This window comes from Sporolactobacillus sp. THM19-2 (genome assembly GCF_004153195.1).
In the GTDB taxonomy this organism is placed as follows: Bacteria; Bacillota; Bacilli; order Bacillales; family Sporolactobacillaceae; genus Sporolactobacillus.
In genome coordinates this window covers 145,127-161,436 of sequence record NZ_SEMC01000002.1, presented here as the reverse complement: position 1 = coordinate 161,436, position 16,310 = coordinate 145,127, and the positions used below count along the sequence as shown (strand labels likewise).

The window sequence follows — 16,310 nt, the reverse complement described above, 5'->3', positions numbered from 1 at the left end:
ATAGAAAAGAACGGGTTGCACCGAATGAAACAGCCAATGGGAGGTTAGCTGAATGCAGGAGATACTGTTACATATACACAGCGGTGTCTGGGGAATTATGATCCTTCTGTTCATCCTCAGTTTCGCATTTAATCGTCAGAAGGGATGGAGTATGGCCCTTCGTCTGACTTATCTGATTATGCTTGTCACCGGTGTCTGGATGCTTGTTCTGATCCACTTCCCCATTCTTTTTGTGATCAAGGGCGTGCTGGCACTTATTCTGATCGGCCTGATGGAAATGGCACTCGCAAAAAGAAACAGGCATCAGTCGGCTGTATGGCTGATGATCTTGTTTGTGATTGATCTGATTTTCATCCTTCTGATCGGCTATGAAATTATTTAATGAAAATTTTCGGCAGAAATCTCGTGCCCTTAGAGATGGGATAAAAGCCTTCCGTTAAGCCTGGAGGGCTTTTTTTTGTTCGTTAATGTATTTCTCGACCACGTCTTTACTCATATTGCCAGGGGTACCCTGTCATAACCAGGTGACCGCAAGTGTTCGCCCCGGAACGCCTTATTTCAGGATGTTTTAGAAACGCCCTCCGACCCTTTGACAGGAACGTTATTTTTTTGCTTAATAAGCGGAGAATTTCCGCTTAAATGCAGAATCGAACGGGTTTCAGCGTATCATAAGCGGAATTTTTCCGATCAGGCAATGAAAGAGCCCCCATTTTCATCTTTTCTGAGTCAATAGCCGGAATTCCTCCGTCTATTGAAGCTCGCTGTTTTCCTTTTTGCTAAGTTAAGCGGAATTTTTCCGTCTCATTTATCGAGCCACCAGCTGAGATGAATGGATACAGAAAAAAGGGCTTGACTGGAAAACGGGTGGAAGGCTTTTTTTCAGCTTACTCCCTGACAGGCGTCAGAATTCCTGAATCCCTGATTCGTTCTGCGGCTTCGCGAAGCCGGTCTTCCGGTTCGAGGAGACCGGCGCGCACATAGAAATTCCCGCCTCTGCCAAAGCCTATCCCGGGCGCCATCGCAACATGCGCCTCTTCAATCAGGGCTTTGGTGAACGTTTCGGATGTATAACCTTCAGGGACTTTGAACCAGCAGAAAAATGAACCTTCCGGGGAAGCGACGTCCCACCCGATTTCACGCAGACTTTCGACAAGGACGTTGCGTCTTTTTTCATAAAGTGCTCTCATTTCCCGGACAGATGTCTGCGGTCCGAGCAGAGCTGCTGCACCGGCATCCTGAACCGCACCGAATACATCGCTGTGTGCGAGGTCATGAAATTTTCCCAGCGACCGGATCAGGGACGCATTGCCGGCGGCGAAACCCAGTCGCCAGCCGGCCATGTTCCAGGTTTTGGAAAAGGTGTAAATTTCAATCCCCTGTTCCTTTGCTCCGGGAGTCTGGAGAAAGCTGAGCGGCCGCTGCCCGTCAAATCCGAATGCTGCGTAGGCGAAGTCATGCACGACGGGAATCTGATGCTCTTTTGAAAAAGCAACGGTATCGGCAAAAAAAGCTTTTGTTGCGATTGCTCCGGTCGGGTTGTTGGGATAGTTGAGCATTAACAGTTTCGCACGGCTCAGAAAAGCTTCTGGAATTTTTCTGTAATCCGGCAGAAAATCATCCTCGGCACGCACAGGTATGCCATAGACCCCGGCACCAGCCAGCGACGGGCAGATGAAGTACATGGGGTACCCCGGATCTGTAGTCAGCATCAGATCGCCGGGATTTAATAGGGCCTGCGGGAGAGCAGCAATCGCAACCGTTGCCCCGGCGAAAACCGTAATCTCTGTTTCAGGGTCCAGCGCCACGCCGTATGCCCCGGCATAGAATGTGGCGATGGCTTCTTTAAGATTTCTTTTCCCTCCGTACGGCGGGTATCCCTGATTCTCCGGAAGACGCAGGGCACGGTCCATTTCGCGAATAACGGGATCAGGCGTGAGCTGATCCGGACTGCCCTTCTCCAAATGAATCAGGTCAATGCCGCTTTGGCTAACTTGCTCAATTCGCCGGTCTAAATCCGCAAAATAATTTCCGGGCATCTTATCAAGCAGCCTGGAAGATGGAAATTCAGTCATCCTGCCCCCTCCTGTTCAAACCTTTCTCTTCACATCGTATGCCTCACCCGGAAAAAAGCGATTGCATTTTTAACACCTGTCGTCATTTTGCCTGGAAGACAGGACTTCGTCAATGAAGAGCGACACATTCACCCAACGGCATTCCGGAGAATAAGATGGGGAAGACGCCTGGTTTCAGGTGAAACGTCAGCGTCCGGGCAGGATCCGGGCGGAAAGGGTGGGACTATGTTTGTCTATGTTGTAAAATCGGGGGATTCCTTATTCGGCATCAGCCAGCAGTTTGATGTGCCTGTGGATACGCTGCGGGCGGTCAATGGGCTGACCGCCGCCAATGTGGTGATCGGTCAGGCACTGCTCATACCAAGTGATATTTATACCGTTCAGTCGGGAGACAGTTTCTGGACGATTTCACGGGCAGCTTTTGTACCGCTCAATGCATTAATGGAAGCAAACCCCGGAATTCGTCCGGAGAATCTGCGACCGGGCATGCGTCTGAATCTGCCGGCTGTTGAGCGGCGTATCGCCACACATTTCAGCTACAGTCAGCTGAGGACTCCTTCACTTGACCAGGGAGTTATCTCAGACAATGCTCCTTATTTAACGTATATCGGCCTTTTCGAAACGCATTTTAACTGGAACGGTGATCTCAGTCCGCTGAATGATAATGCCGCAGTGCTGGCAGCATGGCGCGGGCGCGTGACTCCCGTCCTGACCGTGACCAATCTCACCGCCGCCGGGTTTAATTCGGCGCTTGTTCAGCGCGTACTGAACACGCCTTCTGTCCAGCAGCGGCTGATTGACAACATGATAGCCAGGGCGACATCGCGGGGATACGGTGGAATCAATATCGATTTCGAAGGTGTACTGGCTGCGGACAGAGCAGCTTTTGTCTCATTCCTTCAGGCGCTGAAAACGCGGACAGACGCGGCCGGACTCAATCTGAGCATCGCGGTGCCGGCGAAAACCAGCGACGAGGTGCCCTGGGTACGCGGCTATGATTATGCGGCGATCGGCGCTATTGTGGATCAGCTTTTTATTATGGCTTACGACTGGCACCATGCCGGCAGTGAGCCGGGCGCAACAGCCCCGATTGCCGATGTCCGGGCGACGGTCGACTTCGCGGCCGGTTTGATGGACCGCAGCAAGATCATTATGGGCACGCCTTTTTACGGTTATGACTGGGTGATTCCATTCTCGGGCGAAACCCCCGGCCGGGCCATTACCAATCAGGCAGCGATTAATCTGGCTATAAGTGAGCAGGTGCCCATTCATTTCTCAGAAGCCGACCAGGCGGCCTATTTTTACTATACAGACGACAGTGGCAGGAACCATGTGGTCTGGTTTGAAGATACACGCAGTCTGTTTGCAAAAGTACAGATTGTTGCAGATCGCCGGCTTGGCGGAATTGGTACCTGGCAGATCAATTTTGCCATGCCGCAGTATCCGTGGGTATTTACACACCTTCTGCAGATCCGGAAAGTCTAAGCTGCCTGCATATGACGTGAAAACGTGAGCCGTTCATGCTATCGTTAATTTTGGAACGATAACAAGAACAGGAAAGCGAGTGGTAGCGATGGCAGTGCAGACGATTGGCTTTGTCGGAACCGGAGTAATGGGCAAGGGCATGATCCGCAATCTGATGAAGGCGGGTTATACTCTTCAGGTATTTAATCGAACGAAAAGCAAGGCGGACGATCTCATCGCAGAAGGTGCTGCCTGGAAATCGAGCCCGGCGGAAGCTGCTGAGGGAGCCGATGTGGTCATTACGATGGTCGGGTATCCTAAGGATGTCGCTTCCATTTATTTTGATAACGGGATCATTGATCATGCCGAACCGGGGGCTTACTTAATTGATATGACCACTTCATCCCCTCAGCTTGCGGAAAAAATTTATCAGGCAGCCGCGGAAAAAGGTCTGCACGCACTGGACGCACCGGTTTCCGGCGGTGATGTCGGTGCAAAGAACGGCAGCCTGTCGATCATGATCGGTGGTGATCCGGAAGTTACTGAGACTCTGGCCCCCGTCTTTCAAGTCATGGGGCAGAAAATCGTCTATCAGGGAAAGGCCGGTTCGGGTCAGCATACGAAAATGGCGAACCAGATTGCTATTGCCTCAAACATGATCGGCGTCGCTGAAGCGCTCAGCTACGCGAAACATGCGGGCCTCGACACAGACAAAGTGATGGAGAGCATTGAGACAGGAGCGGCCGGCAGCTGGTCGCTGTCCCATCTCGGGCGGCGGATGCTGAAGGGAGATTTTGCTCCCGGCTTTTATATTAAACATCTGATCAAGGACGAACGGATTGCTCTCAAATCAGCAAAGGCCATGGGACTTGACACTCCGGGACTGGCTTTGTCTGAAAAAATCTACAATGAACTGGCTGAAAAGGGCGAGGAAAGCAGCGGCACTCAGGCGATTTATAAAAAATATCTGAGTGAATAACGTATTCTGGCAGCAGGACGCAAAAGGGCGGAGCTGCTGCCGGTTTATTGAGACCATGAGGACAAAGTTCACCTGGCTTAATGAAATATAACATTGAAAAAACAGGAGTGGAAAAAATGAAGTTCTTTATTGCGCTCGGCTCAGCGCTTGCTTTCCTGTCTGTTGCCCTTGGTGCCTTCGGTGCCCATGTCTTGAAGGACAGGCTGAGCGAGTATGATTTATCGGTTTTCCAGACAGGCGTCCAATATCAGATGTATCACAGTCTCGGCCTGATCCTGATCGCTATTCTGGCAATGACCGTCCTGCAGGGATCAGCAGGTCTGCTGCAGTGGGCGGGCTGGATGCTCACACTCGGTGTCGTGCTGTTTTCCGGGAGTCTCTACGTGCTCAGTCTCAGCGGGATCAGGGTTCTTGGTATGATCACACCATTCGGCGGTGTTGCTTTTCTGGTCGGATGGCTTCTTGTTGTTATTGCTGCTGTGAAGAGCTGAAACGAAAAGAGCCGGAACGGGAGGTTATCCGATCCGGCTCTTATTTCTTCACCTGTCCTGCGGGCCAAACGGATAGCTGTAATCGATCGGCCCTGTAAAGGTGATATAGTTGACGAAAACCATTGGAATCAGAGAGCGGACGGTTGTTTCCTCATCCTCAATAATGACGTGATCACGTCCTGCTGCCTCCAGCGTACCGGTAAATGTTCTCGCTGTCCATTCGGGATTTCCTTCAAAGGTGGCGTAGACCGTCACCTGTTTTCCAAGATTCAGCCGCAGGATATTTTCAATATACGACTGCTCCACAAAGCCCGGTGGAAAGCCGGCCTGCCCGGGGGGTGTCTGTGGCATCTGCTGTGGTGACTGCGGCTGCCCGGCAGGCGGGACAGGGATGGTGTAAGAAGGGAATGGATAAGGAAGCGTCTGCGGCTGGGCCGGCGCGCCTGTGGGCGGAACGGACTGTCCCTGGAAAGGGAACGACCCGGTTCCCGTCTGCTGACGGAAGGCTTCCCATCCGGGTGCCTGACCATTTTCCGGATTATTGAAGACGCCGTATGGCCAGCTTTCTGGCTGATAAGGTGTACTCAAATGGATCACTCCTCAAAAATATGATGAAAATACCCCGCGTGCTCAGTAAACCTGCGGACAGTCGGCCTGTGAAGGAGAAAAAAAGCAGTGGGATTTGAAACGACCTGTGTTCCACTGGTTAAACCATTGAGCAGGGCATGCACCTGGAGGCTGAAAGAACCAGAGACTGTTTGTTGCGGGATTAAATCGTTCACCATTCAGCACACGCTGTGCCAGACGCCGATCCTGCGTCCGGGCAGCCTGGTAAAAGTAACCCTTCTGTGTTGCTTCAAATCCTCCGGGGCTCTGAAATACCATCTGCTGGATTGTCCGGATATTTTCAAAATCCAGACAGTTTCCAAGTACACGGTTAACCCCGACATTGCCGACCATCAGCATGCCGAGCTGCCCGTCTCCTTCGGCTTCCGCCCGCATCAGTCGGGCAAGAAGTGAGATATCACTGGATGCATATTGAATGGCGGGCATAATTAAGCCGCCTCCTTTTTTCTGGTTCTCTCCCCGAAAAAAACATAGCAATACATTAAACCGTATGCACGATAAAACCTATCATGACAAAAAAGTCGACGTGCCCGACCGGACACGCCGACTTTTCAGTACGCCGGGCATGGACGACAGCCCGGCGCCACGGTATGCATGAAAAAAATGAGCAGAGAAGACGCACCCCGCTCTCTTAATCAGTTAGCCCTTTTTACAAAATGATACGGCTTCAACTGACGAATAGGGGCATGAAGTCCAAATATGGAATTCAGTCAGTCAGATGAGCCATCGGATTCAAAAAGTGAACTAACCCCCTGAAGTTGGACAACAACATTCAACTTCAGGGGGTTTGACAATGGCCAGGTGTGCCATTGATTTTAAGGAGAAAGTAATTGGTGAGTCTTTCGAAGGGACAGGATGTTAAAAAACAAGCATTCTGTAGAATCGATCCTTGTCAAGACGCGTTCCGACATAGAATGATCCGAATACGCCGTAACGCGCGCTCGCCTCATCAAATCGCATCTCGTAGACAATCTTCTTAAACTGAAGCGCATCATCGGAGAACAGCGTCACGCCCCATTCCCAGTCATCAAGTCCTGTCGAACCGGTAATAATCTGATGAATTTTTCCGGCATAACTCCGACCAATTTTGCCATGACTGCGCATCAGCACTTTACGCTCTTCCATCGGGAGCATATACCAGTTATCTCCATGCGTCCTCTTTTTGTCCATTGGATAAAAGCAGAAATAGGACGTTTTGGGTAATACAGGATACAATCTCTTCTGAACCCGCGGGTCAGCGTATGGATCCCCGCCGTCCTTGCCAAGGTAGTTACTTAATTCGACAACAGACACAAAGGAATAAGCCGGCTTTGTGACTTCCGCCAGTTTGGTTTTATTAAACTCTATTTCCAGGTCGCTGAGCTCGTCCAGTGTCGGTCTGAGCAGCATCAGTGCAATATCTGCCTTCTGCCCGACAATGGAATAAAAGGCATAGCTTCCTTTATGATCCTGCTCGTTTTCGTCCCACTGAGAGAGATAATGATTGAATTCCTGAACGGCATCCTGCTGTTCATTAATAGTAAGCGCCTTCCATTTTGACCAGTCTATCGTCCGAAAATCATGCAGACAGTACCAGCCATCCAGCGTCTCAGCTGCTTCCGCCATCCTTCAACACCTCGCCTATATACTCGTTCTGTTACCACTATAGCACAGCCTGCCGCCTGACTGCGACTGAATCGTTTTTTCATCTGAAGCAGGATTTGTCAGAAATTTTATTTTCATCTCTGTACCCTCTGAAATTGGTTTATACTAAAAAGAAAGGAATGATTTATTTAAGGAGCCGGATTGGCTTAAATATAGTAGGAACAAAACAATAACAGGAGGCGGACGGCACGATGGTTCAATTATTTGACAAGCTGAAAACCGAAGTGAAAGCAGGGAAACCGGCGATCGTTTTTCCGGAGAGTGACGATGATCGGATTGTAACGGCAGTCCGGAAACTGGCACAGGAAGAACTTATCCTGCCTGTTCTTATCGGCAGGAAAGAGGAAGCTGCTCAGGATATCCGGGCACTGGCGGAATCAGGAAAAATCCAGTTCAGACATCCGGAGACAGAACCCGATATGAACCGCCTGGTTGCCGCACTGGTTGCCCGAAGAAAAGGGAAGACCGATGAGGCACAGGCGAAAGAATGGCTCAGTGATCCCGGCTATTACGGCACGATGCTCGTTTATATGGGTGAGGCGGACGGACTGGTCAGCGGAGCCGCGCATTCAACCGCCGCCACCGTCCGTCCGGCCTTGCAGATTATTAAGGCACAGCCGGGCAAACACAGAATTTCCGGTGCATTTATCATGGTCAGTGAAGGGAAAAAATTTATCTTTGCCGACTGCGGAATCAACATCTCGCCGGACAGTGAAACGCTGGCGGAGATCGCCCTGGAATCAGCGGAGACAGCGAAACTCTTCGGTATTGATCCACGCATTGCCATGCTCAGTTTTTCAACAAAGGGGTCGGCCAAGGACCCGAGTATTGATAAAGTCACTGAAGCGGTTCGACTGGCAAAAGCAAAAGCTCCTGACCTCCTTATCGACGGCGAACTGCAGTTTGACGCGGCTTATGTCCCGGAGGTTGCTGCCCGGAAGGCACCGGAATCGCCGATCAAGGGTCAGGCTAATGTATTCGTCTTCCCAAACATTGACTCCGGAAACATCGGTTATAAAATGGTTCAGCGGCTTGGCGGTTATACCGCGGTCGGCCCGATCCTTCAGGGACTGAACAAACCGGTTAATGACCTGTCACGGGGATGCAGCGCCGATGACGTCTATAAACTGGCCGTAATCACAGCAAAACAGGGCCTGATTGTCCGTCAGAGTCAGAATGCCTGAATACGTAAAAAAATAAAAGCTGACTCAGCGTCGATGTTGATGTGTCGACGCTGAGTCAGCTTTTTTGCAGCGCGGCGCCGGATCCCCATACGAAACGGCTGGAAAACGCGCAGCCGGATCTCAGGGACACCAGGGGCGGGGAAAGCTGGCTGACCACGTCCATCGTCCCCTGCCTCTGCTGCAGGAAAGGCAGCCGGGCACCGATGATTGCTTTTTCATGGGGAAACAGCCCCCTGAATTTGCAGAATTAGCTGTGTCCGGGGTGAAATCCTTCTTCAATCAGATATTCTTTTGCTTCTTTATACGTGCGGAACGTCCCGTCGAGCAGATCGCCGGCGTAGACATTCCACAGGTCATGTTCAAATACGATTTCAAGAGTCTGCCGCCTGTCGTTGATCCAGATCTCGTGATCGACGCCCCCTGCTGTGTGGGATTCATAGACCCCCTCCGGAGACAGCATGTGGATCGATTTCCGGATAATCGCGCGAAGTTCTTCTTCGGAAAAATCACGGATATTAACCATGCCTTTCCTGTCCGGTTCATAATCTTCAAGACCTTTTGCGTAGACGTAACCATTGCCGTTTGGATGCAGATGATAGACGACATTTTTCTTCTCCGCAGCACTTCCGGTATATTGAAAATTAACCCGTCCGAGTGAGACTTCTTTTTTCTCCAGTTCCGGGAATGACTCAATGATCGACAGTTTTTTCCGGTAATCAAGCATCAATAACGTTCAACTCCATCACTTTATTCGATTTCGGTTCATTATAGCATAACGGCACTCTTTCTTTAAAACGAGCCCATTGCGATGCGAGGACTATGGGTTTAATGTTTCGGTCCGAATCTATGAAAAGTTGGTCCGAATTCAAGAAAAGTTGGTCCGAATCCGTGGAAAGTCGGTCCGAATTCAAGAAAAGTTGGTCCGAATCCGAAAAAAGTTGGTCCAAAAAAGTTGATCCGAATCCCTGAAAAGTCGGACCAAATCCGAAAAAAGTCGGACCAAATCACAGAAAAGTTGGTCCAAATTCGGAAAAAGTCGGTCCGAATCCGTGAAAAGTCGGTCCAAATTCGGAAAAAGTCGGTCCAAAAAAGTTGATCCGAATCCCGGAAAAGTCGGTCCAAACCCGGAAAAAGTTGATCCGAATCCCGGAAAAGTCGGTCCAAATTCAAGAAAAGCCGGTCCAAATCACAGAAAAGTTGATCCGAATTCCGGGAGCAGGAAAATCTCCGCTTATTTTACTTTTTGCTCTCAGGACAAAACATTTAAATAAAAATAGGCTGAGAGTTGACAGCGGCGCGCCCATAATGTTCCAATGTAGAAAGTATATAATTTTTTCCGATTGATCTATTGCGGCGGGGGGAGACAGGGCATGACTTTGGTAAAAAGGCGGCGAAAACTGATTAAGCGGCGGTTCAGAGGGCTTGGTGTTTCCCTTATTTTTCAGGAAGCGCTGATGTTTCTGGTGGTTATTCTTTATTTCATCATCCAGATGATCGGAGCATTGATCAGAAACAGGGGCGTGCTCAATGAGGCGGTTCTTATTTCGCTGTCCGACACCATGGAGAACATCGGGATCCCGATGATTATCGCTGTAATGATCGCATTCATCCCGATTTTGATTTATCGGAATAAACAATTTTTCCGCCGGGATCTGCTGGCGACCGGGCAGAAGATGACCGTCAGAGCGGTCCTGCTTGGCTTTGTTTTTGTGCTTGGGCTCAACATGATTCTGACACCGGTTATGGTCCCCGTCGAATGGCTGCTTAACCTCTTCGGTCTGACCACGAAGCCGTCTCAGGAAATTCTTGAAGGTTCGAAAACGCTGAGTATGTTCCTGTACACCTGTCTGATCGGTCCGGTATTTGAAGAATTTCTTTACCGCGGTGCGGTACTCAGAAGTCTGGAGCGGTTCGGCGCCGTTTTCGCGATTTCGGTATCGGCGCTTTTGTTCGGGATGATGCATGGCAATGTCATTCAGATTCCGATGGGGATTGGCGTCGGGCTGATTCTCGGTTTCCTTGCGTGGAAGTACTCGATTCGTCTGACGATCCTGATCCACATCGCCAACAATCTGGCGGCCGAATTGTTCATGCGTCTTCCGGAGCAGCCCTGGTCGGCTCTGCTTTATTACGGCCTCTTTGTTCTGTTCCTGGTGATTATGGGCACCGTTATATATAAAAAACGGCAGGCCATAAAAGCAGGACTGTCCGCCTGGAAAAACAGGCGTCCGCAAAAATATCTGTGGCTTTACTTTTTTACTTCCATTCCATTTATTCTTTTACTTCTGTCCAATATTCTGACCACAGTTCTCGGCATCGAGCGGCTGTAAAATTTTTTGTCGTCAGTGTTGACACATTTTTACAACCAGTGTATTATACTACTAGTACAGTAATACCAATAAATATGCTGGAGGTTTAACCATGACGGCCTGGAAAGCATTATTCAGAAAGGAACTACGGGTAGGCAGCCTCGGATTCATCATGATATTGGGCATCGAACTGGCTGTCATCATACTCGGGCTCTATCTTCAGATTCGCGGACAGCAGAAACTGGCTGTTTCCGTAACAGGTGTTTTTCTGATCGGGTGTCACTTTTTCTACCTTTTTGGCTATCTGATGATTAATGTTATTATCGAAAAAAAGACGCTGCATCTCTGGCTGAATCACCCGCTGCCCGGCTGGTCACTGCTGGCTGCCAAGCTGGCCGGCGGAGTCGTCGGCATGACCGTTTCACTGTTTATCGCCTGCATCTACACCTGGACGGGATTTATGATCTCCGGCCAGATGAACAACGTACCGGAAGGGTTGCACATTTACCGGATTGCAGCGGCTGCGATCTTTTTTCTGTACTGGGTCGCCATTTATGGAGGGATCACCTTCCTTCTGATCTGGCTGGCGTTCCGCTGCATGCGAACACGTGTCGGCAGAGCCGCCTGGCTGCTTATGATTTTCATTCTGGGTCTGGCTGTTTTCCTGATTGGAAAACTGACGCAGGCTGGTGTGACGACAGCACTTATGGACTGGGGGCCGCTTCCTGAACCGGCGTATCGCTTCTTTGTCTCCGCCTCTTTAGCAAGGGAGCTGGACCTGTCGTCCATGCCAGTTTATCTGGGCAATTTTGTGGTCGACCTCGTCATCATGCTGATTTTTTACGGACTGTCTTCCTGGCTGCTGGATCGCAAAATGGAAGTGGGGTAAAACACATGAACCATAATTCTGTCAGGGGAGGGTTTACAGATGGCTGAGCCGTTCAACCCGGCAGTTCCTATTTATCTCCAGCTATGCGAGAGGATTGAGAATCAGATCATACGCGGGGAAATCGGCATCGGCGGGCGCCTGCCCTCTGTCCGCGAAATGGCAATTGATTCGGGTGTAAATCCGAATACCGTTCAAAGAACCTACCGGGAGCTGGAGGATATGGGGATTGTGGAGAAGAGAAGAGGGCAGGGGACGTTTGTTACAGAGGATCAGGAGGTGCTGCGGCAGATGCGGGATCATCTGAAAGTGAAAAGCATTTCCCGTTTCGTCCGTGAAATGAAGGATATGGGCTGTACGGAATCAGAAATGCTGGAAGGGCTGCGGCATTATTTTGCAGAAAAGGAGGAGAAATTGTGATTCAGCTCGAACATGTTTCAAAGCGTTATCTGACAAAAAAGGCGCTGAAAGACATCAGTTTCCAGATTGAACCCGGACATATTATCGGTCTGATCGGCTCGAACGGCAGTGGAAAATCAACGACGCTGAAACTGATTTCCGGCCTGATCCGGCCAACAAAGGGGCTGGTGCTGGTCGATGGACAGATCGCGGATCGAAGGATTTGCACGAAAGTGGCTTATCTGTCCGAGCTGGACAGTTATTACTCCTTTTTTACCGTGAAACAGACGGTCGATTTTTACAATCAGACTTTCAGCGACTTCAACCGGGAAAAAGCGGAAGATATGCTCGACTTTCTGAAACTGGATCGAGATCAGAAAGTAAAAAACCTCTCCAAGGGAAACCGTGGCCGGCTGAAAATTGTGGTGACGCTGGCCCGCAATGCACCGTACATCCTGATGGACGAACCGCTCTCCGGCCTCGATCCGCTGGTCCGTCAGTCGATCGTCAGGAGTCTGATTTCATTCATTGATCTGGAAAAACAGACGGTTATCCTGACAACGCATGAATTACAGGAAATCGAACCGCTTCTGGATACCGTGATTCTGATCAGAAATGGGGAAATACTGGACACGCGGCGTGTTGAGGACATTAGAAGCAGGGAAAATATCAGTCTTACAGATTGGATGGTGAAAGCGTATGAACAGTAATGCGGCCCTTCAGAAGAAGCCTGCAGTGAAACTTGAACATGTCACAAAGAAGTTTGGCAGTAAAACGATTATTGACGATCTCAGTTTTGAAATTTATGGCGGTGAGGTATTCGGTTTTCTCGGACCGAATGGCGCCGGGAAAACGACAACCATCCGGATGATCGTCGGTCTGATGCGGATGACCAAAGGTAATATTTATATTCAGGGTCACAGCATCAGAGGGGATTTTAAAGAGGCGATACGCCAGATCGGGGCGATTGTTGAAAATCCGGAAATGTACCGGTTTCTGACCGGATATCAGAATCTGGTTCATTATGCCCGGATGGTCCCCGGGATTACACGGGAACGGATTCAGGAAGTTGTTAAAGTAGTCGACCTCGAAGACGCTATTCACGATAGGGTAAAAAAATACTCGCTCGGTATGCGCCAGCGTCTTGGCCTCGCACAGGCCCTGCTCCATCACCCTTCTGTCCTGATTCTTGATGAACCGACGAATGGTCTGGATCCGCAGGGGATTCACGACCTGCGCAAGTATCTCCATGATCTTTCCCGTAAAGAGGGCGTTGCGATCGTCGTATCCAGTCACCTGCTGTCTGAGATGCAGCTGATGTGCGACCGCATCGGCATTATCAAAAAGGGAAAACTGATCGGTGTCGAAAACGTCCATGATTTTGTTGAAGAGGGCGGAAGCAGCGTTCGATTCACGGTAGATGACGGCCGGATGGCGGCACAGATCGCCAAAGACAAATTGTCCATTGATGCCTCTGCCGTTGAAGCCAATGCCGTCGAGCTGACGGTGGCGCACGAGAAAATTCCGGTCGTCATCGATACATTTGTCACGGCTAAAGTGAAGATTTACGGCGTTGTCTCTGTGACCAGATCTCTTGAAGATCGGTTCCTTGAAGTGACGGGAGGGGAAGAAAATTGACTGATTTTTTCGGACTGATACGAAATGAAAATATGAAAATCTACCGCAGAAATGCAACAAAAGTGATGATCATTATTCTTCTTGGAATCATTCTGGCTGCAGGCCTGATCATTAAATTCAATCAACCCGAACCGAAAGAAAATAATCAATGGAAGCAGGAACTGATTCAGGAAAACAAAAGTCTTGCCGAACAGCAGTCGCAGGTCGGCGGCAATAAACAGGCAACCGATTATCTGAAAAAACAGATTGCCATCAACGAGTACCGGATCGATCATAATCTCGAACCGGCGCAGGGCGAAACGCTCTGGAAATTCGTTGAGAGTACGGCAACAAATGCCGTCATCCTTATCAGTATTTTTACTATTATCGTCGTGTCCACTTCAATTGCCAGCGAATTTGATACCGGAACAATTAAATTGCTGCTGATCCGGCCGATATACCGAACGGAAATTCTGCTGTCAAAATACATTGCATCTATATTATTTGCGATCTTCTGTCTGATTGTCCTCTTTATTTTTTCCTGGCTGCTGGGCGGAATCCTGTTCGGGTTTGGCGGAGCGACCGAAGCCCATCTGACCTATGCGGACGGCGTCGTCCATCAGACGAGCTGGACACTTGCCATCTTGAAAAGCTATCTGCTGAACGGCGTGTCGCTCATTATGATGGTGACGGTAGCCGGACTGATTGCTGCTGCCTTCCGTAACAGCGGCCTTGCGATCGGACTGTCGATCTTCATGATGATGGCTTCATCGATCATTGTGACTCTGCTCAGTGGTTACGACTGGGTTAAATATGTCCTGTTTGCCAACATGGATCTGTCGATATACACAACCGGAACGCCGGTCCGTGACGATATGACGCTCGGCTTTTCGCTGACGGTGCTCGCTGTGTACTATGTCCTGTTTGTTATAGCCGGCTGGCTGTTCTTTACCAAACGCGATGTAAAAGCTTAAAGAATAAAGGATTGACAAAAGCGTCCGGGGACCCCGGACGCTTTTTCTGCAAGTCCCGTCTATTCATTTGTCTGAAGTTTCCGGACCCTGATCAGGTAAGCCAGGGCGAGAATCAGGAACCAGACCGGCGTCACAAAAAGGGCGACACGCGTATCGGCAGCAAGTCCGATCAGCACCAGAAGAAAAATAAAGAACGCAAGGATCACCCAGTTGATCCACGGGCTCAGCGGTGCCTTAAATTTAGATGCAGCGGCCAGATCCGGTCTCCTTTTTAAATAGATAAGATGTGAGACAAGGATCACGCCCCAGACCCAGATGAAGCAGATGGCACTGATACTCGTTACGAGTGTGAAGACAGAATCCGGCAGAAAATAGTTGAGTACAACGCCTGCGGACAGGGCCAGCGAGGAGCTGATCAGTGCTGTACCGGGAACGGAACTTTTCTCCAGCCGGGTGAAGCGCTTCGGTGCCTGACCTTCACGGCCGAGCGCATAAAGCATCCGGCTCGTCGAAAAGAGCCCGCTGTTGCAGGCAGAAGCAGCCGCAGTCAGAACAACAAAGTTAATGATTCCGGCGGCTGCCGGGATCCCGACCAGTGAAAAGACGCGGACAAAAGGACTGCTGTCTGCGCTCAGGTCAGTCCATGGAATGATGCAGAGGATGACGAAAAGAGCGCCGATGTAGAAGAGCAGAACGCGGACGGGTAGACTGTTAATGGCCCGCGGCAGATTTTTTTCCGGATCAGCAGTCTCCGCCGCGGTGACCCCGACCAGCTCGATGCCGACAAAGGAGAAGACGGCCATCTGGAACCCGAGAAAGAATCCGTGAATGCCGTTGGGAAACAGGCCCCCGTGTATCCATAGATTCTGAACGGACGCCTGACCGGTATCTGACTGGAATCCGAGGAGCAGCATCAGCAGTCCAAGCAGGATCAGAGCAATAATCGTGATCACTTTTATCAGGGCAAACCAGAATTCAATTTCACCGAAGAGCCTGACCGTGAGCAGGTTCAGAATCGTTAAAATGATCAGACACAGAAAAGCGGGAATCCACTGGGGAACGTTAAACCAGAACTGTATGTATTTGCCTACGGCCGTGATGTCGGCGATGGCGGTCATGATCCAGCAAAACCAGTAGGTCCATCCAGTGATAAAGCCGGCCCATGGTCCAAGATATGTCACGGCAATATCCGTAAATGTCGTGTTACCGGAGTGGGACAGGAGCAGTTCACCCAGTGCCCGCATCACAAAAAACAGGGCGGACCCGATAATCAGATAAGCAAAAAGGATGGACGGGCCGGCCAGATGAATCGCTTTACCGGATCCGAGAAACAGTCCTGTTCCTATCGCACCGCCGATCGCAATCAGCTGAATATGTCTGCTTTTCAGCTTCCTTTCTAAAGTCTGCTTGGCCACTTCATTTTCCTCCCTGGTTGTTTAAAGAAGCTCGTTTTTCAATGATAGCAGATGTGAACGAAAAAATCTTTTTACGACGGAACAGTGTTATGTTAAGACAGCACGATTACATCGAGTATGAGAGGCTCTGCTATTGACGGATGCACCTTTTGATGTCATGGAGCGTTGGACGTACAGATTGATGCATCCGCCGGAGGGGTAAGGAGAGTGAATGAAAGGCGGAAAAATCTGAAAGTGATGGGCGAGTCG

The 16,310-nt window shown here is 50.1% G+C and carries 17 protein-coding genes; 11 read left to right on the top strand and 6 right to left on the bottom strand.

The features are described 5' to 3' along the window. Positions 1–52 precede the first annotated feature (52 nt). On the top strand, positions 53–382 hold the full coding sequence (locus EWH91_RS02630) for a DUF1516 family protein (RefSeq protein WP_129928467.1): 330 nt from the start codon (positions 53–55) through the stop codon (positions 380–382). 502 nt (positions 383–884) lie between these two features. Here EWH91_RS02630 and EWH91_RS02625 read toward each other — a convergent pair. Continuing rightward, positions 885–2,072: an aminotransferase class I/II-fold pyridoxal phosphate-dependent enzyme gene (locus EWH91_RS02625; protein WP_129928466.1), complete on the bottom strand. Its 1,188-nt coding sequence runs from the start codon at positions 2,070–2,072 to the stop codon at positions 885–887. Positions 2,073–2,297: 225 nt separating this feature from the next. Between EWH91_RS02625 and EWH91_RS02620 the strand changes: the two genes are divergently transcribed. From EWH91_RS02620 to EWH91_RS02610, 3 genes are all read left to right on the top strand, one after another. Beyond that, the gene (locus EWH91_RS02620) at positions 2,298–3,557 is read left to right on the top strand and encodes a glycosyl hydrolase family 18 protein (RefSeq protein ID WP_129928465.1); all 1,260 of its coding nucleotides are present in this window, start codon (positions 2,298–2,300) and stop codon (positions 3,555–3,557) included. An 88-nt stretch (positions 3,558–3,645) separates the two neighbouring features. Beyond that, positions 3,646–4,515: an NAD(P)-dependent oxidoreductase gene (locus tag EWH91_RS02615; RefSeq protein WP_129928464.1), complete on the top strand. Its 870-nt coding sequence runs from the start codon at positions 3,646–3,648 to the stop codon at positions 4,513–4,515. A gap of 116 nt (positions 4,516–4,631) precedes the next feature. Continuing rightward, on the top strand, positions 4,632–5,006 hold the full coding sequence (locus EWH91_RS02610; RefSeq protein ID WP_129928463.1) for a DUF423 domain-containing protein: 375 nt from the start codon (positions 4,632–4,634) through the stop codon (positions 5,004–5,006). Between the two features lie 48 nt (positions 5,007–5,054). Here the strand turns inward: EWH91_RS02610 and gerQ are convergent, their stop codons facing one another. From gerQ to hemQ, 3 genes are all read right to left on the bottom strand, one after another. After that, the gene (gene gerQ, locus EWH91_RS14695; protein ID WP_129928462.1) at positions 5,055–5,594 is read right to left on the bottom strand and encodes a spore coat protein GerQ; all 540 of its coding nucleotides are present in this window, start codon (positions 5,592–5,594) and stop codon (positions 5,055–5,057) included. Positions 5,595–5,636: 42 nt separating this feature from the next. Next, entirely contained in the window at positions 5,637–6,059 is a 423-nt protein-coding gene (locus EWH91_RS02600) for a cell wall hydrolase (RefSeq protein WP_129928461.1), read from the bottom strand. 432 nt (positions 6,060–6,491) lie between these two features. Beyond that, positions 6,492–7,238, bottom strand: coding sequence for a hydrogen peroxide-dependent heme synthase (gene hemQ / locus EWH91_RS02595; protein ID WP_129928460.1), 747 nt, complete (start codon positions 7,236–7,238; stop codon positions 6,492–6,494). A 230-nt stretch (positions 7,239–7,468) separates the two neighbouring features. Here hemQ and pta point away from each other — a divergent pair, with 230 nt between their 5' ends. Next, a complete protein-coding gene (pta, locus tag EWH91_RS02590; protein WP_129928459.1) occupies positions 7,469–8,461 on the top strand; it encodes a phosphate acetyltransferase in 993 nt (330 codons plus the stop codon). Positions 8,462–8,708: 247 nt separating this feature from the next. On the opposite strand, the gene EWH91_RS02585 is transcribed toward pta, so the two are convergent. Then, the gene (locus tag EWH91_RS02585; RefSeq protein WP_129928619.1) at positions 8,709–9,185 is read right to left on the bottom strand and encodes a hypothetical protein; all 477 of its coding nucleotides are present in this window, start codon (positions 9,183–9,185) and stop codon (positions 8,709–8,711) included. Between the two features lie 646 nt (positions 9,186–9,831). On the opposite strand from EWH91_RS02585, the gene EWH91_RS02580 reads away from it, so the two are divergent. The 6 genes from EWH91_RS02580 (at position 9,832) to EWH91_RS02555 (ending at position 14,646) form a co-directional block, all read left to right on the top strand. Then, positions 9,832–10,791, top strand: coding sequence for a CPBP family intramembrane glutamic endopeptidase (locus EWH91_RS02580; RefSeq protein WP_129928458.1), 960 nt, complete (start codon positions 9,832–9,834; stop codon positions 10,789–10,791). A gap of 91 nt (positions 10,792–10,882) precedes the next feature. Beyond that, on the top strand, positions 10,883–11,659 hold the full coding sequence (locus EWH91_RS02575) for an ABC transporter permease subunit (protein ID WP_129928457.1): 777 nt from the start codon (positions 10,883–10,885) through the stop codon (positions 11,657–11,659). Positions 11,660–11,698: 39 nt separating this feature from the next. After that, positions 11,699–12,076, top strand: coding sequence for a GntR family transcriptional regulator (locus tag EWH91_RS02570; RefSeq protein WP_129928456.1), 378 nt, complete (start codon positions 11,699–11,701; stop codon positions 12,074–12,076). Further along, the gene (locus tag EWH91_RS02565) at positions 12,073–12,765 is read left to right on the top strand and encodes an ABC transporter ATP-binding protein (protein ID WP_129928455.1); all 693 of its coding nucleotides are present in this window, start codon (positions 12,073–12,075) and stop codon (positions 12,763–12,765) included. Before EWH91_RS02570 ends, EWH91_RS02565 begins: the two co-directional genes overlap by 4 nt. Then, on the top strand, positions 12,755–13,693 hold the full coding sequence (locus EWH91_RS02560) for an ABC transporter ATP-binding protein (RefSeq protein WP_129928454.1): 939 nt from the start codon (positions 12,755–12,757) through the stop codon (positions 13,691–13,693). The genes EWH91_RS02565 and EWH91_RS02560 overlap by 11 nt, the downstream gene beginning before the upstream one ends. Beyond that, a complete protein-coding gene (locus EWH91_RS02555) occupies positions 13,690–14,646 on the top strand; it encodes an ABC transporter permease (protein WP_129928453.1) in 957 nt (318 codons plus the stop codon). The genes EWH91_RS02560 and EWH91_RS02555 overlap by 4 nt, the downstream gene beginning before the upstream one ends. A 59-nt stretch (positions 14,647–14,705) precedes the next feature. Here EWH91_RS02555 and EWH91_RS02550 read toward each other — a convergent pair whose 3' ends face one another. Next, the gene (locus tag EWH91_RS02550) at positions 14,706–16,061 is read right to left on the bottom strand and encodes an amino acid permease (RefSeq protein WP_129928452.1); all 1,356 of its coding nucleotides are present in this window, start codon (positions 16,059–16,061) and stop codon (positions 14,706–14,708) included. Between the last annotated feature and the right edge of the window lie 249 nt (positions 16,062–16,310).

What these genes read in the sequence shown, in the direction of transcription:
- EWH91_RS02610 (WP_129928463.1), top strand. Translation starts at nt 4,632, where the DNA reads ATGAAGTTCTTTATTGCGCTCGGCTCAGCGCTTGCTTTCCTGTCTGTT.
- EWH91_RS02560 (WP_129928454.1), top strand. Translation starts at nt 12,755, where the DNA reads ATGAACAGTAATGCGGCCCTTCAGAAGAAGCCTGCAGTGAAACTTGAA.
- EWH91_RS02575 (WP_129928457.1), top strand. Translation starts at nt 10,883, where the DNA reads ATGACGGCCTGGAAAGCATTATTCAGAAAGGAACTACGGGTAGGCAGC.
- EWH91_RS02620 (WP_129928465.1), top strand. Translation starts at nt 2,298, where the DNA reads ATGTTTGTCTATGTTGTAAAATCGGGGGATTCCTTATTCGGCATCAGC.
- EWH91_RS02585 (WP_129928619.1), bottom strand. Translation starts at nt 9,185, where the DNA reads ATGCTTGATTACCGGAAAAAACTGTCGATCATTGAGTCATTCCCGGAA.
- hemQ (WP_129928460.1), bottom strand. Translation starts at nt 7,238, where the DNA reads ATGGCGGAAGCAGCTGAGACGCTGGATGGCTGGTACTGTCTGCATGAT.
- EWH91_RS02630 (WP_129928467.1), top strand. Translation starts at nt 53, where the DNA reads ATGCAGGAGATACTGTTACATATACACAGCGGTGTCTGGGGAATTATG.
- EWH91_RS02600 (WP_129928461.1), bottom strand. Translation starts at nt 6,059, where the DNA reads ATGCCCGCCATTCAATATGCATCCAGTGATATCTCACTTCTTGCCCGA.
- EWH91_RS02570 (WP_129928456.1), top strand. Translation starts at nt 11,699, where the DNA reads ATGGCTGAGCCGTTCAACCCGGCAGTTCCTATTTATCTCCAGCTATGC.
- EWH91_RS02580 (WP_129928458.1), top strand. Translation starts at nt 9,832, where the DNA reads ATGACTTTGGTAAAAAGGCGGCGAAAACTGATTAAGCGGCGGTTCAGA.
- pta (WP_129928459.1), top strand. Translation starts at nt 7,469, where the DNA reads ATGGTTCAATTATTTGACAAGCTGAAAACCGAAGTGAAAGCAGGGAAA.
- EWH91_RS02625 (WP_129928466.1), bottom strand. Translation starts at nt 2,072, where the DNA reads ATGACTGAATTTCCATCTTCCAGGCTGCTTGATAAGATGCCCGGAAAT.
- EWH91_RS02615 (WP_129928464.1), top strand. Translation starts at nt 3,646, where the DNA reads ATGGCAGTGCAGACGATTGGCTTTGTCGGAACCGGAGTAATGGGCAAG.